At 68.8% G+C, this 24,657-nt stretch carries 16 protein-coding genes; 2 read left to right on the forward strand and 14 right to left on the reverse strand.

Annotation, left to right across the window (positions count from 1 at the left end):
* The 13 genes from JK358_RS38060 to JK358_RS38120 form a co-directional block, all read right to left on the reverse strand.
* Positions 1 to 1,078: AMP-binding protein (locus JK358_RS38060; protein ID WP_201958553.1), on the reverse strand; the 1,078-nt coding region annotated here is incomplete at its 3' end.
* 49 nt (positions 1,079 to 1,127) lie between these two features.
* Complete coding sequence (locus JK358_RS38065) at positions 1,128 to 2,759, reverse strand: monocarboxylic acid transporter (protein WP_201958560.1); 1,632 nt, start codon at positions 2,757 to 2,759, stop codon at positions 1,128 to 1,130.
* A complete protein-coding gene (locus JK358_RS38070; RefSeq protein ID WP_201958562.1) occupies positions 2,756 to 3,115 on the reverse strand; it encodes a DUF485 domain-containing protein in 360 nt (119 codons plus the stop codon). Before JK358_RS38070 ends, JK358_RS38065 begins: the two co-directional genes overlap by 4 nt.
* 208 nt (positions 3,116 to 3,323) lie before the next feature.
* The gene (locus tag JK358_RS38075; RefSeq protein ID WP_201958563.1) at positions 3,324 to 5,084 is read right to left on the reverse strand and encodes a sodium/solute symporter; all 1,761 of its coding nucleotides are present in this window, start codon (positions 5,082 to 5,084) and stop codon (positions 3,324 to 3,326) included.
* 57 nt (positions 5,085 to 5,141) lie between these two features.
* Entirely contained in the window at positions 5,142 to 5,444 is a 303-nt protein-coding gene (locus tag JK358_RS38080) for a hypothetical protein (RefSeq protein WP_232852600.1), read from the reverse strand.
* A 335-nt stretch (positions 5,445 to 5,779) separates the two neighbouring features.
* A complete protein-coding gene (locus JK358_RS38085; protein WP_201958565.1) occupies positions 5,780 to 6,631 on the reverse strand; it encodes a LytR/AlgR family response regulator transcription factor in 852 nt (283 codons plus the stop codon).
* 143 nt (positions 6,632 to 6,774) lie between these two features.
* Positions 6,775 to 7,965: a sensor histidine kinase gene (locus tag JK358_RS38090; protein WP_307817929.1), complete on the reverse strand. Its 1,191-nt coding sequence runs from the start codon at positions 7,963 to 7,965 to the stop codon at positions 6,775 to 6,777.
* A 124-nt stretch (positions 7,966 to 8,089) separates the two neighbouring features.
* Positions 8,090 to 11,419, reverse strand: coding sequence for a DUF4132 domain-containing protein (locus JK358_RS38095; RefSeq protein WP_201958567.1), 3,330 nt, complete (start codon positions 11,417 to 11,419; stop codon positions 8,090 to 8,092).
* A gap of 276 nt (positions 11,420 to 11,695) precedes the next feature.
* A complete protein-coding gene (locus JK358_RS38100) occupies positions 11,696 to 12,403 on the reverse strand; it encodes a hypothetical protein (protein WP_201958568.1) in 708 nt (235 codons plus the stop codon).
* Positions 12,404 to 12,494: 91 nt separating this feature from the next.
* Positions 12,495 to 15,878, reverse strand: a complete 3,384-nt coding sequence (locus tag JK358_RS38105) for a DUF4132 domain-containing protein (protein ID WP_201958570.1) — start codon at positions 15,876 to 15,878, stop codon at positions 12,495 to 12,497.
* Positions 15,875 to 19,165 carry a DUF4132 domain-containing protein gene (locus JK358_RS40570; RefSeq protein ID WP_201958572.1) on the reverse strand — a complete coding sequence of 1,097 codons (3,291 nt, stop codon included), beginning with the start codon at positions 19,163 to 19,165 and terminating at the stop codon, positions 15,875 to 15,877. Before JK358_RS40570 ends, JK358_RS38105 begins: the two co-directional genes overlap by 4 nt.
* Positions 19,166 to 19,326: 161 nt before the next feature.
* On the reverse strand, positions 19,327 to 19,683 hold the full coding sequence (locus tag JK358_RS38115; RefSeq protein WP_372440812.1) for a VOC family protein: 357 nt from the start codon (positions 19,681 to 19,683) through the stop codon (positions 19,327 to 19,329).
* 190 nt (positions 19,684 to 19,873) lie between these two features.
* Complete coding sequence (locus JK358_RS38120) at positions 19,874 to 21,319, reverse strand: FAD-binding oxidoreductase (RefSeq protein ID WP_201958576.1); 1,446 nt, start codon at positions 21,317 to 21,319, stop codon at positions 19,874 to 19,876.
* Between the two features lie 309 nt (positions 21,320 to 21,628).
* Here JK358_RS38120 and JK358_RS38125 point away from each other — a divergent pair, with 309 nt between their 5' ends.
* Together JK358_RS38125 and JK358_RS38130 are read left to right on the forward strand one after the other, a co-directional pair.
* Positions 21,629 to 22,957 carry a lipase family protein gene (locus JK358_RS38125; protein ID WP_232852597.1) on the forward strand — a complete coding sequence of 443 codons (1,329 nt, stop codon included), beginning with the start codon at positions 21,629 to 21,631 and terminating at the stop codon, positions 22,955 to 22,957.
* Positions 22,958 to 23,036: 79 nt separating this feature from the next.
* Positions 23,037 to 23,429 carry a DUF4259 domain-containing protein gene (locus tag JK358_RS38130; protein WP_201958578.1) on the forward strand — a complete coding sequence of 131 codons (393 nt, stop codon included), beginning with the start codon at positions 23,037 to 23,039 and terminating at the stop codon, positions 23,427 to 23,429.
* A 388-nt stretch (positions 23,430 to 23,817) separates the two neighbouring features.
* Here the strand turns inward: JK358_RS38130 and JK358_RS38135 are convergent, their stop codons facing one another.
* Positions 23,818 to 24,345: a DEAD/DEAH box helicase family protein gene (locus JK358_RS38135; RefSeq protein WP_201958580.1), complete on the reverse strand. Its 528-nt coding sequence runs from the start codon at positions 24,343 to 24,345 to the stop codon at positions 23,818 to 23,820.
* Positions 24,346 to 24,657 lie beyond the last annotated feature (312 nt).

The raw sequence follows: 24,657 nt of genomic DNA on the forward strand, positions 1-24,657 counted from the left end.
TCAAGGTCGGAGCCGTGTAATAGATTGTGACACCGTACTTTTCGATGATGTCGAAGTGCCGGTGCCCATCGGGGAAGTTCGGGGTGCCCTCGTAGACGATCTGCGTCGCACGATTGGCCAGCGGACCGTACACGATGTACGAGTGCCCGGTGATCCAGCCGATATCGGCGGTGCACCAGTACACGTCTCGTCCGGGCTTGTGGTCGAACACGTAGTGATGGGTGTAGGCGGCCTGCGTGAGGTAGCCGCCGCTGGTGTGCAGAATGCCTTTCGGCTTTCCGGTGGTGCCGGAGGTGTAGAGGATGAACAGCGGATGCTCCGCGTCGAACGCCTGCGGCACATGCAGATCCGACGCCTGTGCGACGGTCTCGTGCCACCACAGGTCGCGGCCCTCGGTCCACGGCACCTCGATGCCGGTACGTCGGACCACGAGTACATGTTCGACACTCTTCGCGCCGCCGTCGGCCGAGAGCGCCTCGTCCACAGCGGTTTTCAGCGGGGCTGCCACACCGCGCCGGAACTGCCCGTCGGTGGTGATGACGAGTTTGGCCGCGGCGTCGTCCACGCGCTGGCGCAGCGCGCTCGGCGAGAAGCCCGCGAACACCACCGAATGCGTCAAACCCAGTCGCGCGCAGGCGAGCATGGCGATGATCGCCTCGGGCACCATCGGCATGTAGATGGCGACCCGGTCCCCGGCGACCAGCCCCAGCGCGGTCAGAGCGTTGGCCGCGCGCGAAACCCCGGCCAGCAGTTCCGAATACGTGATGTCCACCGCATCCCCGGGCTCACCCACCCAGTGGATCGCCACCTGATCCCCGTGCCCGTCCACCACGTGCCGGTCCACGCAGTTGTAGGCGACATTGAGCTTGCCGTCCGCGAACCAGCGGGCGAAAGGCGCGTCGTCCCAATCCAATACCCGGGTGAAGGGTTCATCCCAGTGCAGCCGCCCGGCCTGTTCGGCCCAGAAGGCGTCCCGGTCGGCCGTGGCGCGGTCGGCGAGCGCGCCGGTGGTATTGGCCGCGGCGGTGAACTCGGCGCTGGGCGGGTAGCTGTCGGAATGGGTGGCGACGCTGGTCAATTCGATACTCCTGGTGAAAACGAGCGGACGGGCCCGGGGGTGTGGGCGGTCAGTGCGCGATGGCCTTCTCCGCGCCGACGCCGGTGAGGGAGCGGACCTCCATCTCGGCGGCCTTGACCGGATCCTCGCGGTCGCGGCCGACGAAGGTGCCGATCACGCCGAGGGCGAAGGCGAGCGGGATGGACACGATGCCCGGGTTGGACAGCGGGAACCAGTCGAAGTCCATCGAGGACAGCATGGCCGTCTTCGAACCGGACACCGCGGGGGAGAAGACGATCAGCACGATGGTCGAGATCAGACCGCCGTACATGCTCCACAGCGCGCCGGTGGTGTTGAAGCGCTTCCAGAACAGCGAGAACAGGATGGTGGGCAGGTTCGCCGACGCGGCCACCGCGAAGGCCAAGGCCACCAGGAACGCGATGTTCTGGCCGTTGGCGAGAATGCCGAGCCCGATGGCGAGGATGCCGACCACCACGGCCGTGATCCGCGAGACCCGCACCTGCTTGGCCTCATCCACCTTGCCACGCTTGATGACTCCGGCGTAGATGTCGTGGGCGAAGGACGCCGAGGCGGTGATGGTCAGGCCCGCGACCACCGCCAGAATCGTGGCGAACGCGACCGCGGAGATGATGCCCAGCAGCAGTACACCGCCGAGTTCGAACGCCAGCAGCGGAGCTGCCGAGTTCTGGCCGCCGGCCGCGCCCAGAATCTTGTCCGGGCCGACGATGGCCGCCGCGCCGTAGCCGAGCACCAGGGTGAACAGGTAGAACGCGCCGATCAGGCCGATCGCCCACACCACCGAGCGTCGCGCCTCCTTGGCGGTGGGCACGGTGTAGAAGCGCATCAGCACATGCGGCAGACCCGCGGTGCCGAGCACCAGCGCCAGACCCAGGGACAGGAAGTTCAGCTTGGAGGTCTCGCTGCCGCCGTACTGCGCGCCGGGGGCGAGCACATCGCGCGAGGCCACGCCCTTGGTGGTCGCCTCGGACACCTTCTGCTGCGCCGAACCCAGGATGTCGGAGAGGTTGAACCCGAACTTGCTCAGCACCATGACGGTCATCAGGCCCGCGCCCGCGATGAGCAGCACGGCCTTGATGATCTGCACCCAGGTGGTGCCCTTCATACCGCCGACCAGCACGTACACGATCATGAGGATGCCGACCACGGCGATCACGACCGCCTGCCCGCCCTTGGTCTTGATATCGAGCAGCAGCGCCACCAGACCGCCCGCGCCGGCCATCTGCGCCAGCAGGTAGAACAGCGACACGGTCAGCGTGGACAGCGCGGCCGCGGTGCGCACCGGACCCTGCTTCAACCGGAAGCTGAGCACATCGGCCATGGTGAATTTGCCGGTGTTGCGGAGCATTTCGGCCACCAGCAGCAGCGCGACGAGCCACGCCACCAGGAATCCGATCGAGTACAGGAACCCGTCGTAGCCGTAGACGGCGATGGCTCCGGCGATTCCGAGGAAGCTGGCCGCCGACAGGTAGTCACCGGCGATGGCCACACCGTTCTGCGGCCCGGAGAATCCGCGCCCGCCGGTGAAATAGTCGGCGGCACTGGCATTGCTGCGGCTGGCCCGGATCACCACGACCATGGTCACGCAGACGAACAGGCCGAAGATGGCAATATTGGCGGCCGGATTGCCGACCGTGGCGGTGGCGGCGAGGTAACTGGTCACGCCTGGCCTCCCTCGAGCTCGTTGCGGATGGCGGCGGCGCGCGGATCCAGTTTCGAGCTGGCGAACCGGACGTAGAGGCCGGTGATCAGGAAGGTGGAGGCGAACTGCCCCAGGCCCAGCAGCAGGCCGACATTGATGTCGCCGAACACCTTCGTGGCCATGAAGTCGTGCGCGTACGCGCCGAGCAGCACGTAGACCAGATACCAGGTCAGGAATAGGGCCGTCATGGGAAAGACGTAGCGCCGCAACCGGTTACGCAGTTCCTGGAATTCGGGACTGGCCTGCATGGCGACGAATTCCTCGGGCGTGGGCGTATGCCTGCCTCGGGTTCCGTCGTCGATCTCGGTGGGGCTCATGGTGGTCCTCGCATGTGATGTGGCTTACTGCGCAGGACGGTAGCGAGTCGATGATGACCGGAACATGATGTGGCGTGGGTCACTCGTCGAAGCGGCCCGACTGTGCGGTGAGCGGTCGATGTGACGCGACGAACGGTCGGTCGGGCGGACCGGTCCGATCGCTGCGACGGGCACCGGCGGAGCGGTCGGCAGAGCGCCGCTCGCGCGGTCAGGAAGAGCGCAGTCCGCCTTCGCGATCCGCGCCCATGCCGAGCCGCTCGGAGGCGTGCATACGCACGAAGATACGGGCGATCTCCCGCGTGTGCTGGAGGCGGGACAGTTTGCTGACCAGGATCATCGCACCGAATGCCAGCGGAACGCTCACGGCCGCGGGGTAACTCAGGATCGCGGCGGGCCAGCCGTGAGCGACGGTATCGCTCACCGTGCCGAGCACCGAAACCGCCACCGCGCCACCGGCTATCAGGCCGCCGGTGATCATGCCCGCCGCCGCACCGGTCGCCGTGAGCCCCCGCCACCAGATGCCCAGCACCAGCAGTGGACACAGGGTGGAGGCGGCCACCGAGAACGCCAAGCCCACGGTGCGGGAGACGTCGAGGGTGGCCACGGCGAACGACAGGCCGAGTGGCACTGCCCCGGCCACCAGCGCGGCCGCCCGAAAGTCCCGGATCCGACCGCGCAGCACATCGGTGCTGAGCACGCCCGCGATACTCACCAGCAGACCCGAGGAGGTGGACAGGAATGCGGCGATCGCGCCGGCGGCGGCCAAGGCGGCCAACAGTTTTCCGCCCAGCCCGGACAGCACCGTGCCGGGCAGCAGCAGGACCGCGGCATCGGAGGTTCCGGTGATCAGCAACTGCGGCACGTACAGCCGCGACATCACCCCGAGCAGCACCGGGAACAGGTAGAACGCGCCGACCAGCCCGATGACGGCGAGCGCGGTGCCGCGCGCGGTGCGGCCGTCCGGATTCGTGTAGAACCGCACCAGCACATGCGGCAGGCCCATCGCGCCCAGGAACAGCGCGACGATGAGCGAATACACCTGATACATCGGATGCGGCCCGCCGAAGCCGCCGCCGGGTAGCAGCCAGGAGCGGTTGTCGGCGGGGGCTCCCGCGACCACCGGAACCGCGGCTCCGGCCTCGAGGATCAGTGTTGTGCCCGAAGCCAATTCGTGATCGCCGGGAGTCAGCACCACCGGCCCGTCCAGCTCCCGCCCGTCGAGGCGGCCGATGATCGACATCTGCTGCGGCACATCGCCTGCCAGTCGCACGGTCACATCGGTGGTGATGTCCACCGTCGTGCGCTGGGTGACCGTCGGCGGTGCGGGCGCACCCAATTCCTTGTCCGCGCCGAGGAAATGGCCCAGCAGCACCATGGCGGGCAGGGCCAGCGCGGTGAGCTTCAACCAGTACTGGAACGCCTGCACGAAGGTGATCGACCGCATTCCGCCCGCCGCCACATTGGCGATCACGATGACGCCCACCGCCACCGCCCCCACCCAGTCCGGCACCCCCAGCAGGATCCGCAAAGTCAGTCCCGCACCCTGGAATTGGGGAATCAGATACAGCGCGCACACCAGCACCACCAGCAGCGCGGCCAACCGCCGCAACCGCGCCGACCCGAGCCGGAACTCCGCGAAATCCGGCACCGTGTACGCCCCCGACCGCCGCAGTGGAGCCGCCACGAACAACAGCAGTCCGAGATACCCCGCCGTGAACCCGAGCGGATACCACAGCGCGTCCGCGCCGTACTTCGCGATCAACCCGGCGACGCCGAGAAACGAAGCGGCCGAAAGATACTCACCAGAGATCGCCGCGGCATTGAGCCGCGCGCCCACACCCCGTGAGGCCACCAGAAAATCGGACGTCGTGCGCGCGACCCGGATCCCGTACGCGCCGATCGCCACTGTCGTCACCGCCGCCAGCAGGAGAGCGGCCAGCGTGAGCCCCGGCGAGGTGACAGCGTTCACCGGCAATCCCCGCTGTTCTGGTGCGATAGCTCGGAATCGACACTCCCGCAGCGCATATCAGTCCTCCGCCAGTTCGGCGAAATCCTGCTCATTGCGATCGGCCAGCCGCACGTAGGCCAGACCGGCCGCGTACAGCAGCGGTCCCGGCACTACGCCGAGCACCAGCCAGGGCGCTGACACGCCCAGCAGCGTCGCCCCGCGCACCGCTTCCACGGCGAACAGCGCCGGAATCGCCGCCACCACGGCCACCACGACGAATCCGATCCGCACCGCCAGGCCGAACTGCGCTCGAATCAGCCCCCCGATCAACGCTTCCCCGATCTCGGTCTGCTCGGCCACCTCGACCCGCGTCCGCACCATCCGCGCCCCGCGTCGTTCGGCCAGCACGACCCGCTCCCGCACGACCCGCTGCGGGCCGACGAGAGCGCGCCGAGCGCCTGACCCCCGAGCGGGCGTGTTCCGCCCGGACACTCTCGCGTTCCGATCGGATTCAGCGGCCGATCGGCTGGAGCGAAGCGCCCGCGCGAGCACCTCGCCGGAGCCTCCGGACGATGCGGCGGCGCTGAGCCCACCCGGCACGGGATGTTCGTCTCCCGCCGTGTCCGGATCATCGCGGGTGTCGTGGCCGCTTCCGGTGTCGGGTTCGGGAGCGGTTGCCCGGTGGCCCTTCTCGCGTTCCGGTGGCTCCGGCTCGCTCACCGGCCCGCCTGCCTGCGTGGGCGGTGCACCAGGCGCTGCTTGAGGTCGCGGACCTGGCGACGGGCGACGGGCAGCTCTATTGCGGGGGAGCTGCCTTCCGCGCGCAGGCACACGACCGTGCCGGTGCCGACCGCGCGCAGGCCGGTGACCATGCGCAGGGCGACCAGATATGAGCGGTGGATTCGGACGAAACCGGCTTCCTGCCAGCGAGTTTCGAGGGCGGAGATGGGAATGCGGACCAGATGCGCGCCGGTGGCCGTGTGCAGCCGGGCGTAGTCGCCGTCGGCCTCCACCCAGGTGACGGCGGAACGCTCGACGAGCGTGGTGACGCCGCCGAGTTCGACCGGGATGACCTCGTCCTGATCCGGTGCGGGCGCGGCGGCGGGTTCGGGTGCGATCGGACGCCGTTCCGCGCGGGCGGCGCTGATGCGGCGGATCGCCTCGGCGAGGCGGGCCTCACGTAAGGGTTTGAGCAGGTAGTCCGTCGCGCCGATATCGAAGGCGGCCACCGCGCGGTCGTCGTGGGCCGTCACGAAGACGACCGCGGGCGGGTCGGCGAAGGCGGCGAGAATTCCGGCCAGCTCCATGCCGTCCAGTCCGGGCATATTGATGTCGAGGAAGACCGCGTCGATCGCGTGCGCGCGCAGCAGTCGCAGGGCGGTGGTGGCGTCGTTGGCGGTATGGATGTCGCCGACTTCGGGCTGAGTGCGCAGCAGATACACCAGCTCGTCCAGAGCCGGCTGCTCATCGTCTACGGCCAGGACGCGCAGCGCGCCGCCGCTCTCGGTGGTCGGTGTCACAACCGGCTCATCGTAGGCCACGAATAGTGCGATTCGGGCAGGGTCCATGCGGTCGGGCCGGGCTCGCTGTTGCTCGCCGGCCTGCGGCCGCCATGGCCGGGATTGGCGACCGAGTCGGCGGAAGCTCCCACGCCACATCCGCGGGTGGTGACTGCGGGGGTGACCGCGCCGGGTGCGTCCCCGCGGAGCGGTCAGGCGCTGATACCGGCGCGGAATTTGGGGACGCGCATGCTGACCTTCGTGCCCGCTCCCGGCGCTGTCTCGACCACCAGGCCGTAATCGTTGCCGAAGGCAGCGCGCAGGCGGTCGTCGACGTTGGCCAGACCGACATGGGCGGATTCGGATTTGGCTGGGCCGCCGGTGTTTTCGACCGCGTCCAGCGCGCCGGATCGCAGCACGTCGGGATCCATCCCGACGCCGTCGTCCTCGACGCTGATCACGCAGTCGGTGCCCTCGTCGACGGCGGTGATGCTGACGGTGCCGCCGCCGGGCCGGGGCGCGAGGCCGTGCCGGACCGCGTTCTCGACCAGGGGTTGCAGGGCGAGGAAGGGCAGGACCACGCCCAGGACCTCGGGGGCGATCTGCAACCGGACCTGCAGGGCGTCGCCGAAGCGGGCGCGTTCGAGCGCGAGGTAGCGGTCGATATTGCTGAGTTCGTCGGACAGCACCGTGTACTCGGCCGCCGAGCGGAACGAATAGCGCGTGAAATCGGCGAATTCCAGGATCAATTCGCGCGCCCGCGCCGGATCGGTGCGCACGAATGAGGCGATGGTGTTGAGCGCGTTGTAGATGAAATGCGGGCTGATCTGGGCGCGCAGCGCCCGCACCTCGGCGCGATCCAGCCGAGCCCGGGAGGCGTCCAGCTCCGCCAATTCCAGTTGGCCGCAGACATATCGGGCCACCTCCGCGAGCGCGCCGAGCATGCCCGGCTCGGGCTGCCCGGTGGTGACCAGGCCGAGCACCCCGACCACGCCGGTGTCCTCGATGAGCAGCGGCTGCGCGGTCACGGTGCGGCGCGGGTGGTCCCCGGCTTCACCGGCGGTGACCAGGATGCGCCGCTCACCAGTGACGGCCTGGCGCGCCGCCGCCAGAAAGGAATCCTCGAGGTCGTCATGGTCGCCGTCCCAGGCCAGCAGCGCACCCTCGGGATCAGCGATGCCCAGGGCGGCCGCGCCGGTCAGCGCCCGCAGATGCGGTGCGGCCTCCTCCGCCGAGTCGGTGGTCAGCCCGCGCCGCAACGGTCGCGCCGCCAGCGACGCCGTATGCAGTGTCGAATGCACGGCGCGCTCGGCGGAGGTCGTCACCGTGCGCCGCGTGCGCGGCCACGCGAATACCGCCCCGGCGATCAACACCCCGGCGATGATCACCGCCACCGCCGTCACAGCACCCGCCTCGCCTCGTTCATGAGCGCATTATTGCCCGTACGCCGGGGCAGCCCGCGTCACCAGGCATCTCGCCGGACAGGGTGTTGCCGCCCGGCGGCGTGACCGGAACGCCTTCGCCTGTTCAGCGCGACTCTTCTCGCAGCCACGCGAGGTCGCGGAGCACCTCCGAGGCCGTGATCGGGTCCAGGTCGGTGAAGGTGATGCCACCGGCTGAGCGGCGCGACGGGCGCAGCTGGGTGTGGAAGGTCTGGGGCTGGGCGATGTGCAGGGCGTAGACGGGTAGGCCGGGGTTGGCGGAGATATGGAGATAGCGGCCGTGCGGGAGGGGCTTCTCGAATTCGTAGACCACGCCGCCGTCACCGGTTTCCGGTGGCAGCCAGCCGCGACCGGTCAGACCGAGGAATCGGGGGCCTTCGACTTCGTTTCCGGCACTGCGGATCTCGTCGGTGTCGTGGAGTTCGTCCGGGAGGGTGAAGGTTTCCCGGTCCAGCTGCGGGAAGGGTTGTAGCAGTTCGTAATCGGCGAACAGTTCACCCCAGGCGGCCAACCGGTCGCGGAACTGAACGGGGTGCGGCACCCCGAGGACCGCGTCGTCGGCGAGGGTGAGGGTGTCATCGGAGTGGTCGGCGAACCCGCGATCCTCGGCGATACGGAAGGTCGAAACCAGTGTGCCGCCCTCGTATACGCCCCACACCAGTCGGCGGGTCACATGCCAGCGCAGTGGATGGCCGATGAACAGTGTGCGCAACTCCTCGACGGTGAAGCGGCGCTGGGTGACCATGGCTCGCTCGAGCCGCCGGATCTGGTCGGCGGCCACCGCCCGAGCCCCGGCCTTGATCCGCCGGAACTCCTGCTGCGCCTCCTGCGCCAGCTCGGCATCGTCCTTCGCACCCGGTTTCGGCAGCGCCGCCAGGTTTTTGCCCTCCTCGGTGGTCACTCTGGGCCGCAACTGCTCGTCGAACCCGACGGTGAAGCGGCGCGGACCGTAGTCGAGGACCGCGCAGCCCTCGGCATCGAGCCCCAGATCCGGCACCAGGCGGTCGGCCAGCTGATCCGCGGTGAGACCGAGCCGCTCGGCGACCGCCTCGATGCGCTCCCGTGCGCCCTCCCGCACGCGTTTGGTCTTCACTTTCTCACCGAGGAACTTCAGCGCCAGCAGCGCGGCATCGGAGCCGATCGCGACGAACGCGTCCAGGGCGCTCACCGCGCGCGCATCGGATCGGTTGTCGAACACGTACTTTCGCAGATCGGCCACAGTGTCGTCGCTCCCGAGCGAACCGAGCGCGTCGTACACCCAACTGTGCCGCGACGGCGAGCCCGCCCGCTGCCACTGCCGGAACAGCTCCCACGCCAGATCCGCCAGCGAGGTCGCGTCGCACTCGTCTCGCACCAGCGCCACACCGGCATACGGCTCGTACGGGTCGGCCATCATCAGCATGGTCAGCAGGTTCGCTACGGCCGCGGTCGATATCGGCCGCCCGTCGCGCATCCGGACCACCTGCAGCGCGGGGATGTTCACCCAATCCGGAATCGCCGGCGGGCGAGCGGGCAGCAGGGTGAGCGGATCGGCCTCGAGCAGCGATGCCACCGCGGCGGCCGCCTGCGGCCCGTACTCCGCTGCCGCAGCGCGGATCTCGTCGCCGTGATCGTGCGAATCCAGGTGCCGTAGCACGCGGGCGGCGAGGCGGCGTTCCTTCGCTGTCGCGCCGATCGCGCGCGGGATCAGCACCTGCGCCGCGAACCGGCTGTGTCGGCGCAGATACCGCAGGGCATTCGGGCGCAGGGTGCGGCGATCCAGCCGGGCCGCCGCCAGCTCCACCAGTTCAGCGCTCTGGAAGACGAGAATGACCTCCGCGCAGCGCTCATCCCGGGGGCTTTCCCGATTCAGGTGCGCGACAACGGGATAGAGCTCCGCCTCGAAGGACGCGGCGGCCGCGCGCAACGCGTTCTCCCCACTCCACAGTTGATACCGCGTGGCCGCGCGCAGGATCGGCACCGCACGCTCAGGCCCAAGCACCACCAGCGCCGCGAGTTCCGTGGGCGTGAGGGAGCCGTAACCGATACGGGCCAGGGCCTTTTCGGGGTTCTCGACCTGCTCGGCGCGCACGAGATCACGCCATTCCTCCCGCTGCCCCGGCAACCAGGCACACCGCACACCCGAGGGCGCGACCAGGCCCGCCACCGTCGCGGCCTTGCCGCGCTTCCGGCTCTCCCACGGCGGGTCACGCAGGATCTCGGGGGCGACATCGGTGGTCTGGACGGCGATGCGCTCGAATTCCCGCTCCGCGAGCGCCGCCGTCGCGGCGGGCAGGCCGGGCAGTTCCGCGCACACCAGATCGGCATGTCCGCTGATGTGCTCGCGCAGCACGTCCCGGTGTGCGGTGGCATCGAGAAGGCGCAGTGCGCGGCGCGGGAATCGGGCGGTCGCGCGGCGCAGCGCGGGCAGCACGTGCGCGGTGTCCGAGCGTCTGGTCAGGGCCTCGAACGCGGCATCGGTAGGGATCACCGACAGGGCCTCTGCCAGTGGTGGTTTCAACTCGCGCGGCAGGTCGTAGCGGTCCAGCCAACGGGTGAGCACCGGCTCCACGTCGAAGCCGACGCCGTCGACCAGCGTGATCGCGGTGGCCGCCGCGGTGTAGGCGATTCCGGCCACGGGCCGCCACAGCCGCCCGCAGATGCTGTCCAGCCGGTCGAGCTGGCCGACCTCGCTCACACAGTCCACCAGCAGCCGGGCGTGCGTCGGATGCGCCCCCGCCTCCACCATGTCGATATCGGCGGCGACCCAATGCCGTTGGGAGGGCATCAGATAGGACGCCACGATCCGGCCCTGATCGGAGAACGCGCGATACCGCTCGAGTACCTCGAGCACCGGCGGCAACTGCTCTTCCAGACAGGCGGCGAGGTGATTGCGCAGCGGGCCCAACGCCAGCGCGCCGTCCCAGGGTGCGCCGTACAGCCATTCGCGCGGTGGCTTCCACAGTGGTTCGGTATGTGCGTGCAACGCGACTTCGGTGGCGAAGACCAGCCCCCGGGTGCTGATCCAATGCTGGTAGAGGGCAGCCGAATCGGCGGATCGGCGGCGGGTGGAGACCACCCCGTCGCTCCAGCCCGGCGAGGTCCGCTGCGCCAGCAGCGCCGCGGCCGCCGCGACCGGAAGCATGGTCACCGAGACGGGCGCGTCGGGCAGCGTGCCGTCGGGCTGCGGATCGCGCTCGGCCAGCCGCTGCCGCGCCACGCCGTAGAACTCCAGGCAGGCATTCGCCCGGGTGGCCACCTCGCGCGCATCGGAGACGACCGGCGGCGGCGTCAACAGCCCGTCTCGCCGGTACAGCAGCGACCCTCGCTGCTTGACCGTCGGTTCGAACAGGTCCTCCACCGCCGCGCTGCCGCGTTCCGTCGGCGTGACCGGGCTGCCCTCCCCGGCAGCCGGGCGGCAATCCGCAATGGTCATCGAAACCCCCGTCTCGTCTTGGTGATTCAGCACAAGACCATAGCCACGGACACCGACAGCCGAGGGGGCGCGCATGCCCCGAAAAGCAGGGGCTCTGATGCGCACCGGCTGGGCAGGGCCGAGGGGCTCTCGGCAGTCGTGAGCCCCCTGGTACTGCTGGGTTCGTGGCGGTCGTGTCCGTCGTGAGCCCCTTGGTACTGCTGGGCTCTCGGTGACCGCGCCCGTCGTAGCCGGACTCCGGAGCTGCTGCCCTGGGACGACGGGCCGGCACGGCGGTCAGCGGGGGCAGTAGCGGCGGGGCGACCAGTGCAGAGCGGCGGCGTCGCGGAGGGGTGGCGCGGTGACGGTGGCCAGTGCCACGCTGCCGACGTCCGCTGCCGCCTGATGGATCACCTCGCGATGACCGCAGCGGCCGAGGGTGTCGAGGGCGGTGCGTGCGAGTTCCCGTTGCCGCAGTGGCGCATCCAGGGCGGCGGCCACCAGATCCGGTGCCGCCGTGTGGATGTGGCGCGCGAACCAGGCCAGGGCCTCACGCTGGGTGGCGTAATCGCGCAGCAGTCGCGCCATCACGAAGGTGGCGGTGGTGCCGTCGATGGGCAGCAGCGCCGAGGCCAGGTCCTGTGGATCCCGGTGCGCCGCCTCCACCAGCACCGGCGCTGCCGCATCCCCGAAGCGGGCAAGCACCCGCCGCAGGATCGACAGGCCCGAGTAGCGGAAGTCGGTGGCGGGCAGCACATCACGGTACGGCACGACCAGCTCGACGGGGGCGGCGGCCAGCAGCCACGCGACGCGATACCGGTGTGCGCCGGTATCGGCGAACACCCGCTCGATCTCACCCCGCCAGCCGCCGCGCGGCTCGTCGTCATCGTGCATCCACGCGGCCGCCCAGCGTTCCCGCTCACCCTGCTGCCAGTGCAGGGCGGGCGGGGTGGGGATCAGCAGTCCGGGCAGTACAGCTGGGGAGGTCGCGGACGCTGCCCGCATCGGAATCCGCGGGTACTCTGATAGCCCATTCGGCCCGGCGTAGAGCGGTTCGGACATACGGCCCCTCCCCAAACTTCGAAATGCGCGCGACTCAGTTAGTTAGAGTAACCAGCTCGCGCAAGACCTCGGACAGGGTCACCGCATCCAGTTCGGTAAAGGCGTGATCGGTGCGATGCCGTACCCACCACGACTCCTGCCCGGCCGCGCTGAGCCGCACACTGAGTTTCTGCTCCGGCAGTCGCAGCACCTCACCCGCCGGAATTCCCGGGTCGAGCTCGACCACCACCGAGCGGTCCGCGCCGACGGTCCGGTAGATCTCCTCGATCTGCCCCGCATCCTGCGGTGCGGTGCGCTCCCAGCCGAACCGGCTCAGCCCCAGCACCTTTCCGGTCGGCACGACCAGACCCTCGAAACGAAGCGGACGGGCGGCGGCGCACTCTTCGTCGGTGAGGGCATAGGTCTCACGCGACAGTTGCGGAAACGGCTGCAGGATCTCGTAATCGGCGAACAGCTCCCGCCACGCCTCGAGTGTGCCGTCGAGCTGCAACGGATGTGCGATACCCACGAGATCGCCGTCGCCCAGCGACACGGCCTCGTCGCGAGCGTCGGCCGGACTGCGATCCTCCGCGATTCGGAAGGAACCGGTGACGAGACCGTCCGCGTCGAATACCGCCCACACCACCCGGCGGTTCAGATGCCAGAGCAGCGGATGTTCGGCGAACAATTGCCGATGGACGCTCGCCGGCCAGCGGCGGCCGGTGATCATGGCCCGCTCGAACCGCCGGATCTGGTCGGCGGCAACGGTTTTGACGTCCTTCTTCAGCGCGGCGAAGTCCTTGTAGGCGGCGGGTGCGAGCTCGGGATCATCCTTGGCCCCCGGCTTCGGCAGGGATTTGCGCGGGCTGCCGTCGCCATCGCTGATGGTGGGGCGGAGCTGCTCGTCGAACCCGATGACGAAACCACGCGGCCCGTAGTCGAAAGTCAGAGTGCCGTCGGCCGACAGGCCGAAATCCGGGACCAGGCGGTCGGCCAGTTCCTCGGCGGTCATACCCGCCTCGTCGGCGAGCTGCCGGATCTTCTCCTGCGCCTTCGCTTTGAGGCCCTTGAACTTCACCTTCTCGGCAATACTGTTGAGCTGCATCAACGCGACTTCGCTGCCCACAGCGGTGAACACCTCGAGCGCGGCGACCGCCCGGGCATGCGCGTTCTCGCCGGGCCACACCCGCACCAGCGGCGCGAGTCTGCGGACAACCTCGTCATCACCCCAGAGCGTGAGCGCGTGCAGTGTCCAGCCGCCGCCCGTGGGATATCCGGCCAGTGCCCAGTTCTCGAACAGGGACCACGCGAATCCGGGCAGGCCGCCGGGTTCAGCGAGCTCGTTGAGCTGTGAGATACCCGCGTAGTCGCCCTCCGGCGAGCACATGGCCAGCATGGTGCACACGGCCTCGACCGCCGCCAGTGGGAGTGCGGCGCCGCTCTCGCGCAACCGAATCGGCGGCAGCGCCGCGGGAATCAGCCACCCGGGCAGCACCGGAATCTCGGCCGGGAACTGTGACAGCGGATCGGTCGAGAGCTCGGTCTCGACCGCCCGGGCGGGCTCCGCGCCCAACTGTGCGGCGGCCGCGACAAGGACATCATGGTGGCCGCGAGTATTGAGCGCCCGCAAGACATTCCACGCCAGCACCCGGGCACGGACGGGCTTCCCGAGTGCGGTGATCACAAGATCGGGCGCAGCGGCATCCAGGTGGCGTTCGAACCAGGCCAGCGCCAGCCCTCGGCTGCGCCGGGTATCGAACAGCCGGGTCATCACCGGGGTGATCGAGGATCCGGACAACGGCAGCAGCACCTCGGCCGCGCCCGGAAGATTCCGCTTGGCGGCTTCGGCCACCACGCCCGCCGCCGGCTCGCCGAAGCGACCGAGTATGCGCCGCAACGAATCCTCGACACCCCAGTGTTCCACCGCGGGCAGCCGCCCGAGATGCGGAGCCACCAACTCCTCCGGTCCGTTGGCGAGCACAGTGACGATCCGAAATTCGTCGTACTCGCCACCGGCGACCAGCTGAGCGACCTCGGACTCCCAGCTGTCGAGCCGGTAATAGTGCCGACAGGCGCGAGTGCGCGCCCACTTCTCCTGTTCGCCCGGCTGCCATGTCAGCGTGGTGGGCCGCATCGTGCCGAGCCCCGTGAACACCTTCGGTTCGGGCCGAGAGACGCCGCGTTCCCAGGGCGGGGTGCGGAGCCAATCGGGTAGGTCTACGTCGGTCGCCACGGTCGCCACGGTCGCCACGGTCGCCACGGTCGCCACGGTCGCCACGGTCGGTGTGGTCGCCCGGGTCGGTGCGGAAACCGTAGTCGCCGTGTCGAATTCGGCCGCGATTTCGGGGTGTCCACGGCGGAGCAGGCTGGACAGTTCGCGGCGCAGGGGTGCCTCGGCGGGGAGCGCGGTGAGCAATCGCAGGCCCCGGCGCGGGAAACGGCGCAGCGCCTCGATCAGGGTGGCGCGGAGCGGTATCCGATCCGCGCGAGCCAGCAGGACGTTCAGTGCTTCGTCGGTCGGCAGGTGGGCGATACCGGCGGCTACGGCCCGCTGCTCGTCGGCTGGTTGCCAGGAGAAGTCGAGGAGCTCGGTCAGGAAGCCGATCGCGTCGGGGCCGAGGCGGGGCAGGATGTCGAACAGGCTCTGGCGGACCGACAGGCCAGTGACGGTGTTCGGGCTCGGCAGTTTCGCCAATTGCTCGGGGGTGGTGACACAGCTGGCGAGCAGGGCCCAGGTATCGCGCTGGGCCGCCTGTCGCCAGGTGGCGAGTCGCAGCGCATCGTCCACCCAATGCTGTTCGGTCGGAAGCAGATACGGCAGCACGATGTAGGTGGTCCCGGTGTGGAGCTCGCCACGCACCCGGGTGAGGTGGTCGACGGTGGCGCGGTAATCGTCCTCGGGCAGTGCGGCCAGATGCGCCCGCAGGCGCGGCAGCACCTCGAACGTCGCGAAGCCGAGATCGCCGTCGCTGCCCACCGGCCGGGCGACAGCGCGGAAATCATGGGCCGAGTTGCCGTTCCGGCGGGTTTCCGCGAGCAGCCCGGCGAAGCGTGCGCCGATCTCAGCGGCGAGGGCCGGGCCGTGGCCGATGATCCAGGCGTCGACGAGCCGGGTGGCGGGGTTGGGGCGGGCGGACACCTGGTAGGCCACAGTCCAGATGAGCGCGCTCGCCACGGCGACACCCAGCGGGGTGGCCCGCTCCGGATCGTCGATCGCGGTCAGTCCCGCTGCGGCGAGATCGCGCTGCCCTGCCGCGGCCGTTGCCTCGAGCGCCTGCCGAATTCGTTTGTCCGCCAGCCATTTCTGGTAGACCTGCACGGCATCCGGTGTGGTGGAGACGGCGCGGACCGGTCCCCGGCCCCGGAACGGCGTGGCCTCGGCCCACCACTCGTCCGGAGCCCGCCAGGCGTCCTCGTCGGGATGGGCGACGATGCTCATCGTGCCCCCTCGGCATCCGGTGCCAGCAGGTGGAGCTGGCGCAGCAGCTCCGATTCGGTGGTGGCTTCCAGCCCGGCGAAGGTGCGCGTCTGCGCCGCCTGATGCCAGCGGTCCTCGTGACCGGTGTCGGTGATCCGGACGGTGATCTTCTGCTCGGGGAGATCCATGGCATCACCCATGTAGACGCCGGGCTCCATATCGATCACCACCGAGCGGCCGTCACCGAGCTGGCGGTAGAGCTCACACCACACCCCGCCGTCGCCGACATCGCCACGCTCCCAATCGAATCGGGTCATGCCCAGCAACTTTCCGGTGGGGATCACCAGATCCTGGAAGCGGGGGAGGGTGTTGCCCGCGCGTTCCTCGGCGGTGAGCAGGTAGGTCTCGCGCTGCAACTGCGGAAAGGGTTGCAGGATTTCGTAATCGGCGAACAGCTCACCCCACGCGCCCAGGGTCTCCTCCAGGTGCAGTGGATGTGCGATGCCGACGATGCCGTTCTCCGGCAGCGTAACGGGATCATCCGAGGCATCCGCGTAACTGCGGTCCTCTGCGATGCGGAACGAGCCCGACACCACGCCGGAGTCGAAGACGACCCACACCAGGCGGCGCGACAGATGCCAGACCAGTGGATGTTCCACGAACAGGCGGCGGTGGTCGGCGACGGTCCAGCTGCGGCCTGCCACCATCGCCTGCTCGAAGCGCCGGATCTGGTCGGCGGCAGCCGATTTCACATCCTTCTTCAGGGCGCTGAACTTCTTGTAGGCGGCGGTGCCCAGTTCCGGATCGTCCTTTGCGCCCGGCTTGGGCACGGTCTTGCGTGCGCCGACGACGATCCACTCCTCGCCATCGGACCGGATCGCTTCGGACACAGTGGGTTTCAACTGTTCATCGAATCCGATGACGAAACCCCTGGGACCGTAGTCCAGCACCAGGCTGCCGTCGGCGTTCAAGCCGAAATCGGGGACCAGGCGGTCGGACAGTTCCTCCGGGGTGAGCCCGAGATCGTCCGCGACTTCGGCGACCCGCTCCTGCGCCTTGGTCTTCAACCCCTTGAAGGTCGCCTTCTCGGCGATGCCGTGCAGCTGCATCAGAGCGACATCGGTGCCGAGGGCGGTCAGCACGGCGAGACCGGATACCGCACGGGCGTGGCCGGATTCGCCCGGCCAGATCCGGATCAGCGCCGCGAGACGGCGTGCGGTGTCGTCATTGCCGAGGATGCCCTGGATATGCAGCACCCAGCCGTCCTTGCCCGGGTAGCCCGCCAGCCGCCACTGTTCGAGCAGTGCCCAGGCGAACTCGGCCAGTGAATCCGGATTCGCGGCCTCGATCAGCTGGCCGACACCCGGATAGTCACCGTGTGGTCCGCACAGGGCCAGCATGGTGCACACCTCGCGCACCGCGGACAGCGGCAGCGCTGCCCGGTCGCCGCGCAGGGTGAGTTCCGGAAGTGTTTCGGGCAGCAGCCATTCCGGTGGTTTCGGCATGGTGGCGGGCAGGACGTCGAGCGGATCGGTGTCCAGCACCGCTCGCACGGCCGTGGCCACACGCGGTTCGAATGCCGCTGCGGCACCGAGGAGTTCGTCGCGGTGGCCGCGCGCGGCGAGCACTCGCAGGGTGGTCTCGGCCGCGCGGCGGTCCTTGCTCACCTTGGCCAGGGCGGCGGCGATCAGATCCGGCGCGGCGGCAGCGAGGTTGCGGTCGAACCAGTTCACCGCGGCGGCGCGGGTCTTCTTGCCGTCCATCCAGCGGATCATCGACAGGGTGATCGGAGTCCCCACGGCGGGCGCGAGGATATCCAGCATTGTCAGCGGGGCGGCCTGCACGGCACGCAGCACACAGGGCAGGCCGTCGGCGTCGAACCGACCGAGGATGCGGCGCAGCGCATTCCGGTCCGCCCAGCCGCGGTGGGGTGTAGCTGTCCGCAGATGCGGTCGCACCACGTCCTCGGGTGCGGTCGCGAACAGGGCCGGAGCCTGGCTGTAGTAGTTCTCCGCGAGCGCCTCGGCGATGTGACGTGCCCAATCGCCGTCGTACCTGTCCCACACCCGCACCTCGAGGTTCGCCCACTGTTCGCGCTCGCCCGGCAGCCAGGCGAGCCTCGCCGGGGTCGGCTCGCACAGATTCGGTACCGTCAGCTCCTTTGCGGAGGTGCGCGGGCGGAGCCACGGTGGTGTGCGCAGGATTTCGGGGAGGCGGTGCGCATCGGCCACGTGGTCACCGGTGGCGAAGGCGACGCCGGGCGGCAGGCCGGGCGCGAGTTCCGGATGACTGTGCGCCAGCACCCGCAACAGATGCCGAACCAGTGGCGAGGTCGCGGCGGCGGGTCGAAGCAAGCGCTGCGCACGATGCGGGAATCGTCGCGCGGTATCGATCAGGACGGGAACCATCTCGCGATGGCCGGACTGCGCGAGCATGGCGGAAAAGGCTGCGTCAGTGGGGAATCGGGCGACGATCCGGGCCAGTTGGCTCGCCACATGACCGCTGTTGCCGCGATGACGCAGCATGCGTTCGAGTGCGGGCAGGGCGTCGGGGCCGAATCGGAGCAGGGCCACGGTCAGATATCGTCGCCCCGAACCCGACACGAACTCACTGGGTTGCAGTGCGGCCGTGAGCGTTTCGAACTGTGCCACGGTGCAGGCCGAGGCCGCGAGGATATTGAACGGGTGCCGACGGCCGGTGTAGGTCTGCGCCGCCGCCAGATCCTGGGCCGCCCACTCCGTCTCGGTCGGTGCGAGAAACGACGTCGTCAATCGAACGGCCAAGCCGCCCTGCGCTTTCCGCAGCGCGTCCAGCCGGGCCACCACCGCGCGATACTCCTGCTCCGGGAGATCGGTCAGCAGGGCCCGCAGGTACTCCGGAGCGTACGACGGCGTGATGAAGCCCGGCTCGTGGGAATCGTTTTCGCGCACGTGGTACAGCGACCGGTGCTGCCCGCTGTCCCACGAACTGCGGGTGACGAGACCGGCCTGCCACGCGACGGCTTCGGCGGCGAACTCCACACCGCGCTGCGCGACCCACGTGTGTACCGCGTCATGGTCGCCGTACAACTCCGCGTCCAGTGCCTGCGCCACCACCGCGGCCCCGAGCGGCGTGCAATCGGCCAGTCCGGCCAGCGCCTGTGCTCCGGCGTCGGCCAGCCGCTGTTCGCCGTGCACGGCGGTCTGCTCGAGGATCTCGGCGACCCGCTCATGCTGGGCCACGACCAGATCCGCGTACGCGTGCTGTGCCGTCGCGTGGGTGCCCTGTCCAGGCGGCGTCACTCCCCGCGTCGGGGTGGCGAACCGCACCCACTCCTCCGGCCTGACCCAGGTGCTCTCATCGGTCAGGACGGCATCGACGGGTGGTTGTGGAGTCGGACATGATCCCCCGAATCGTGAAGCGTTGTCGCAGCGACTGTAGCGGCAGTCACCGACAGCGGCTCGGGGCTCACGCCGGGGGTTCGCCGGGGTCAGGTATCGGTGGCGGGAATTCCCCAGACCAGGCAGAAGGTGTGGCCCGCCGGGTCGCGGAAAACCCGGAAGTCGTCCTCGTCCACGGCGTCCGGCACCCGCGTCGCGCCGAGTTCGAGGACCGCGCGCTGGGCGGACTCGATATCGTCGACCAGGATGTCGAGGTGGAACTGCTGGGAACCGCGCGGGTCCGGGAAACGGGGTGGCTCGTGATCCGGCGCGAGCTGGAAGGCGAACCGGCGGCCGCCGGGATCGATCAGGACCGCCCATGTCTTATCCGAGTCGTCGACGGTGCCGCCGAGGACGCCTTGATAGAAGCCCGCCAGCGCCGCCGGGTCCCGGCAGTCGAGTACCACGGAACGAAGGTTTCCGATCATGTCGCGGGGTTTGCCGATCGGGCGCGGGCTAAACGTGGGGCTGCGCTACCGCCGCGCGATCCCGGTCGCGCCCTGCGTGAGTACATGATTCCCCTGTGGCGCCCTGCGTGAGTACGCGATCCCCTGTTGCGCCCTGCGTGCGTAACAGGGGATCGGTACTCCCGTGCGGTCACCGCTGCGGCGCGCTGAGCGACTGCGGGCGGCCGAAGAACCCGTCGGGGTCGTAGCGATGCGCGATCTCGGCCAGCCGGGCCTGGTTCGCGCCGTAATACGCTGTGCGCCAGTCGATCAGGGCCGGATCGGGCAGGTTCTGATACGTGTGGGGCGAGGACCATCGGCGCAGCACCGGCTGGCAGGAGTCGATCCACGCGGACCCGCTCGCGCGTAGCTCGTCGGTGATCTCGTCGTGCGCCTCCACCACCAGGCCCGCGTAGTACAGCTGGTCGCGGTGTACGAAAGCCGTTGCGTCGGAAGGTATTCGATTGCAGGCCCCGCCCATAGCGCCCAGTTCGAGTGCGCGAATCTGATCGCCGGCAGGTGCGTCGGCGAACGCGGCCAGGATCTGTTCGATGCCCTCGGCGGGGATGGGTTCGGGGACGAAATGCCCGCGCTCGCGATGCCAGCCATCGCGCGGCAGTGTCGCCTCGGGACCGGTGCCGACTCGATGTGCTTGCGCGCGAGTGAGTTCGGCGCAGCCCATCCATGTGCGCAGCGTGTCATAGTACGAATCGGTGTGCAGGAACTCCGCTTCCGGCGCGCGGCCGACCCGCTGCCGCAAGTCGTCCAGCAGGGCCGGCAGTTCGCCCGGATCCCCGAGCCATGCCCCCAGTACCATGACCTGCGGCTGCGTGCCGGCCTGCGGATGTTCCAGTGCGAAGCGCACATTCGACGCCAGGTCGTCGGGTGCGTGCGGGGCCCACTGCTGCCAGGCGGCCCAGACGTGCGGTGCGGCGGACCAGTCCCAGCTCAGGCTGTAGCTGGTGACCGGGGTCGCCGGAACCGCCTCCAGCACCAGCTCGGTGACGATGCCCAGATTGCCGCCGCCGCAGCCGCGCAACGCCCAGAACAGATCGGCGTGCCGCTCGTCATCGCAGGTCACCACGCTGCCGTCGGCCAGGACCACCTGCATCTCCCGCACCCGATCGCAGGTCAGCCCGTACTTGCGGGTCGCGATTCCGATACCGCCGCCGAGGGTGAGCCCGGCCAGGCCGACGGTGGCGCAGGTGCCCGCCGGAATCACCCAGCCGCCGGGTGCGGTCTCCTCGAGCAGATCGATGGTCTGAATTCCCGCTCCGGCCCGGATCAGTGTTCCGTCGCGCCGCACATCGGCGATTCCGGTGACATCGATGACCAGTCCCTCGGTGGTGGAGTAGCCGGCGCTGCTGTGCCCGCCGGATCGTGGCGCGACCGCCAGCGCGTGCGTGCGAGCGAACAGCACGGCGGCGCGCACATCGTCCACGCCGGTGCAGTAGACCACTCCCGCGGGGCGGATCGTGTCGAACTCTCGAATCTGCAGGGCCCGCGCCTCGTCGTATCCGGCATCGCCGGGCCGCACCAACCGGCCCGCGATCCGCGCGGCCAGCTCCTGCCACGTCTCGTCGCGAATGACCACCACTTCGCTCTCCTCTCCGTGTTTCGAACCGAAGGAGCATACGGTCAGCAAATCTCAATGGCCACTGGATTATCCGTGACACGGCGGTGCGCGGGGATCGGGCATGTGCACAGGGGAACCCGGTCCGGCATTGACACTTTTCACAGTCGAACCCTATTGTCTCAGACGGTAATTAGAGATCGAGCGCTCTCTATCTAATTGGCGGGTATGGGGCGCGGCGTGAAGGAGTGCGATATGACAGCGGGGTGCCCGGGGATGCTTGCGCGAGCGTGCATGGCGGTCGCTGCGGGGGTGGCGGTAGCCACCAGTCCGATGGTGACGAAAACCGCGGTGGCGCAAGAGGTTCCGGTGCAACCGGCGCTGCCGTTTCCGGTGCCGCCCGCGCCGCCGTACCTGGATGCCGCCTTCCACCGGCCGGATCCGGCCCGGGTGGCCGCCGCGGAGCCCGGCGAGATCCTGGCCGCGCGGCAGGTGAACCTCGCCAACTTCTGGCTGATCCCGTTGAACGTCAACGCCTGGCAGCTGTCCTACCGCAGCACGAATACGCGCGGCGAGCCCATCGCGGCCGTGGCCACCGTCGCGGTGCCGCATCGGGCCGCGCCGACCGGGCAGCGCGGGCTGGTCTCGTTCCAGTTCGCCGAGGATTCGCTGTCCATCAACTGTGCGCCCTCGTACACGCTGCAGATGGGGTCACTGCCGAACCCGCTGAACCCCGTCATCTCCGCGGAATTCGTGCAGGTGCAGGCGATGCTGCAACTGGGCCACGCGGTGATCATGCCCGACCATCAAGGCCCGAACGCGGCGTACGCGGCCGGGCCGCTGGGCGGCCGGATCACCCTCGACGGCATCCGCGCCGCCGAACGGTTCGAGCCCGCCGGTCTGCCGGGCACGGATACCCGGGTCACGATGTGGGGTTATTCGGGTGGCGCGATCCCCACCGCACATGCCGCCGAACTGCAGCCCGAGTACGCGCCCGAAATCGATCTGGTCGGAACAGCCGCGGGCGGCCTCCTGGCCGATATCCGCATGACCGTGGACTACAACAACACCACCTCCCTCGTCGGCGGTCTGGTCTTCGGTGGCCTGCTGGGTGTGGCGCGCGAATACCCGGAGGTCAACGAATTCCTGGAGCGGTACATGAACCCGTTCGGCAAAGCCGTGCGCGTGGTGCACGAAAACCAGTGCGTGGCACTGCAAGGCGCGGCCTTCCCCTTCATCAACCTCAAGGGCCTGTTCGACTACCCGGGCGACCCCATGCGCGCACCCGACGTGCAGGCCGTCCTCGACGAACTGACCCTCGGCAACCGCGGCACTCCGAAATCCCCGCTCTTCCTCTTCGAATCACCCTTCGACGAGGCCATGCCCATCAACGCGGTGAACAACCTCTACGACACCTACTGCCGCGACGACAACGCCCGCGTCTACTACACCCGCGATCTGCTCAGCGAGCACGTCATCGCCGACGTCACCGCCACCGGCGCTACCGCCATGTGGCTCAACGACCGCCTCACCGGCGTCGAGATCCCCGTCGGCTGCAACAACCGCGACGTGCTCTCCACCCTCCTCGACCCCGGCTCGATCCAATTCGTCGTGAACTCCCTCGGCCAGACCCTCGCCTCGGCACTGGGCATCCCGGTCTGACCGCCGGCCACACGAAGCATCCTGCGGCCCTGCGACATTGATAGTCTCCCCACGCCGAGAACCTTCAAGAGAGGACGTCATGGGAGTCTGGGGCCCAGGAAATTTCGACAGCGACACCGCGGCGGACGGCCTCGGCGAACTGACCGACCACCTCATCGCCCAAATCGCCGCCCAATTCCGCGACCCCACCGACGACACACCACTCGAACCCGACGAGTGGGGCGGAACCATGGTGCCCGCCTGGCTCGAAATCCTCGCCCAGACAGCCGAACCCGCCCGAGTCGGCGCCACCTTCCCCTCAGCGGCGGTTCTCTCCGAGTGGCGCGACCGCTACCTGCGGGTCTGGGACGACTACATCGACGACCTCGACCCCGACGACGACTACAAATCCCAACGCCGCGCGATCCTCACCGAAACCTTCGACCGCGCCCTGACCTTGGCCGCAACCCGCGAACAAGACCAGCACACCTAGACCGAATCCGGCTCCGCTCCTACCAGGTCGATGGTGTGATGGCGTACAGCGCCCACAGTGCCCTCCGGGTCCACCTCGCCGAACCCCGAGAAGCGTCCTGCGAACCAGTCCGGGCGCTCTCCGTGGGCAACTGATCGGCCTGCTCGTTCGACTGAGCGTTCACTCGGCATCGGCTCCTTCACTCACAGTTCACCGCCGCAGCCGTTGTGCTGGGCCACCATCGGTTATAGCACCCGCCAGGGTCTCGATGGCGGGGAGTGAAAGCCGTTACGAGGCATACGAAGATGGCCTGAGGATCCTGATACTGTTCGATGATCGCTCGGCACCGGTCGACCCAAGTCGATGGGGATAACCGACTCTGCGGCAGTGTGAAGTTGCGCGAACTGGGTTACCCGATCATGGCGCCGATTGTTTCGACCCGATCCGCCAGAGGGATGCTCAACTCGATCACCGGAATGTCGGTGAGAAGGTGCAGCGGATCGGTGTAGGCCAGCTCCAGAAGTGTGTCGTTGACCGTGCGACGCAGGCCGGGCATTTCCGCCGGGGGTAGGAGTCGCTCGGTCTCGGGGGTGATGGGCACGAGAACCAGGAGATCCAGTGTGGCCATTGCAGTTCGGATTGCGGAGGTAGCGGAGGCCGACTCGATATCGAGGCCGGTCCCTGCCAGGTAGGACAGGAAGTCCAATGGGGTTCGATCGAAGACGGATCCATCCGGCTCGGTGGTCAGCAGTTCGATCGAGCGAGTCAGCTGGGCGCGGTAGTCGGCGCGCGAGGGCGGGTATTCGAAGTCGTAGCCTTCCTCCTCGAGCAGGACGTACGGTTCCTCGATCGGCGTGAGTTCGGCGAAGCGGGAACACAGTTCGTGAACAAACGTGGACTTGCCGGTTCCGTGTGGTCCGGACACCCCGATGCGCATTCGACTCCTTCGATTCGACGATGCTGCCATGAACATCGAAGGACTTCGCCCACTGTGAGACCGACCGCCTGTTCCGTGGTCTGCCGGTGAATCTCAGCAGACCACGGACGGTGAGCTGCCATTGAGTTCGGCGTGGAGGAAGAACAGGTTCCCATAGTGCAGATCAGCCGACACTGCGTCAACGAACGACGGATATGCGGCAGACTAGCGCTTTTTGCAGATCGTGGCCTGAGCCCTCAGCTCGCACAACGGCATCCAGATCCGGCCGACGGATAGTCACACTCGCGTCGAGCTGTCACGCGACCTAGGTTC

It is taken from the genome of Nocardia acididurans (genome assembly GCF_016741815.1).
Lineage (GTDB): Bacteria > Actinomycetota > Actinomycetes > Mycobacteriales > Mycobacteriaceae > Nocardia > Nocardia acididurans.

Bases quoted from the DNA above. Each gene is read 5' to 3' on its own strand.
- JK358_RS38070 (WP_201958562.1), bottom strand. From the start codon at position 3,115: ATGAGCCCCACCGAGATCGACGACGGAACCCGAGGCAGGCATACGCCC.
- JK358_RS38080 (WP_232852600.1), bottom strand. From the start codon at position 5,444: ATGGTGCGGACGCGGGTCGAGGTGGCCGAGCAGACCGAGATCGGGGAA.
- JK358_RS38085 (WP_201958565.1), bottom strand. From the start codon at position 6,631: ATGGACCCTGCCCGAATCGCACTATTCGTGGCCTACGATGAGCCGGTT.
- JK358_RS38095 (WP_201958567.1), bottom strand. From the start codon at position 11,419: ATGACCATTGCGGATTGCCGCCCGGCTGCCGGGGAGGGCAGCCCGGTC.
- JK358_RS38100 (WP_201958568.1), bottom strand. From the start codon at position 12,403: ATGCGGGCAGCGTCCGCGACCTCCCCAGCTGTACTGCCCGGACTGCTG.
- JK358_RS38105 (WP_201958570.1), bottom strand. From the start codon at position 15,878: ATGAGCATCGTCGCCCATCCCGACGAGGACGCCTGGCGGGCTCCGGAC.
- JK358_RS38125 (WP_232852597.1), top strand. From the start codon at position 21,629: ATGGTGACGAAAACCGCGGTGGCGCAAGAGGTTCCGGTGCAACCGGCG.
- JK358_RS38130 (WP_201958578.1), top strand. From the start codon at position 23,037: ATGGGAGTCTGGGGCCCAGGAAATTTCGACAGCGACACCGCGGCGGAC.
- JK358_RS38135 (WP_201958580.1), bottom strand. From the start codon at position 24,345: ATGCGCATCGGGGTGTCCGGACCACACGGAACCGGCAAGTCCACGTTT.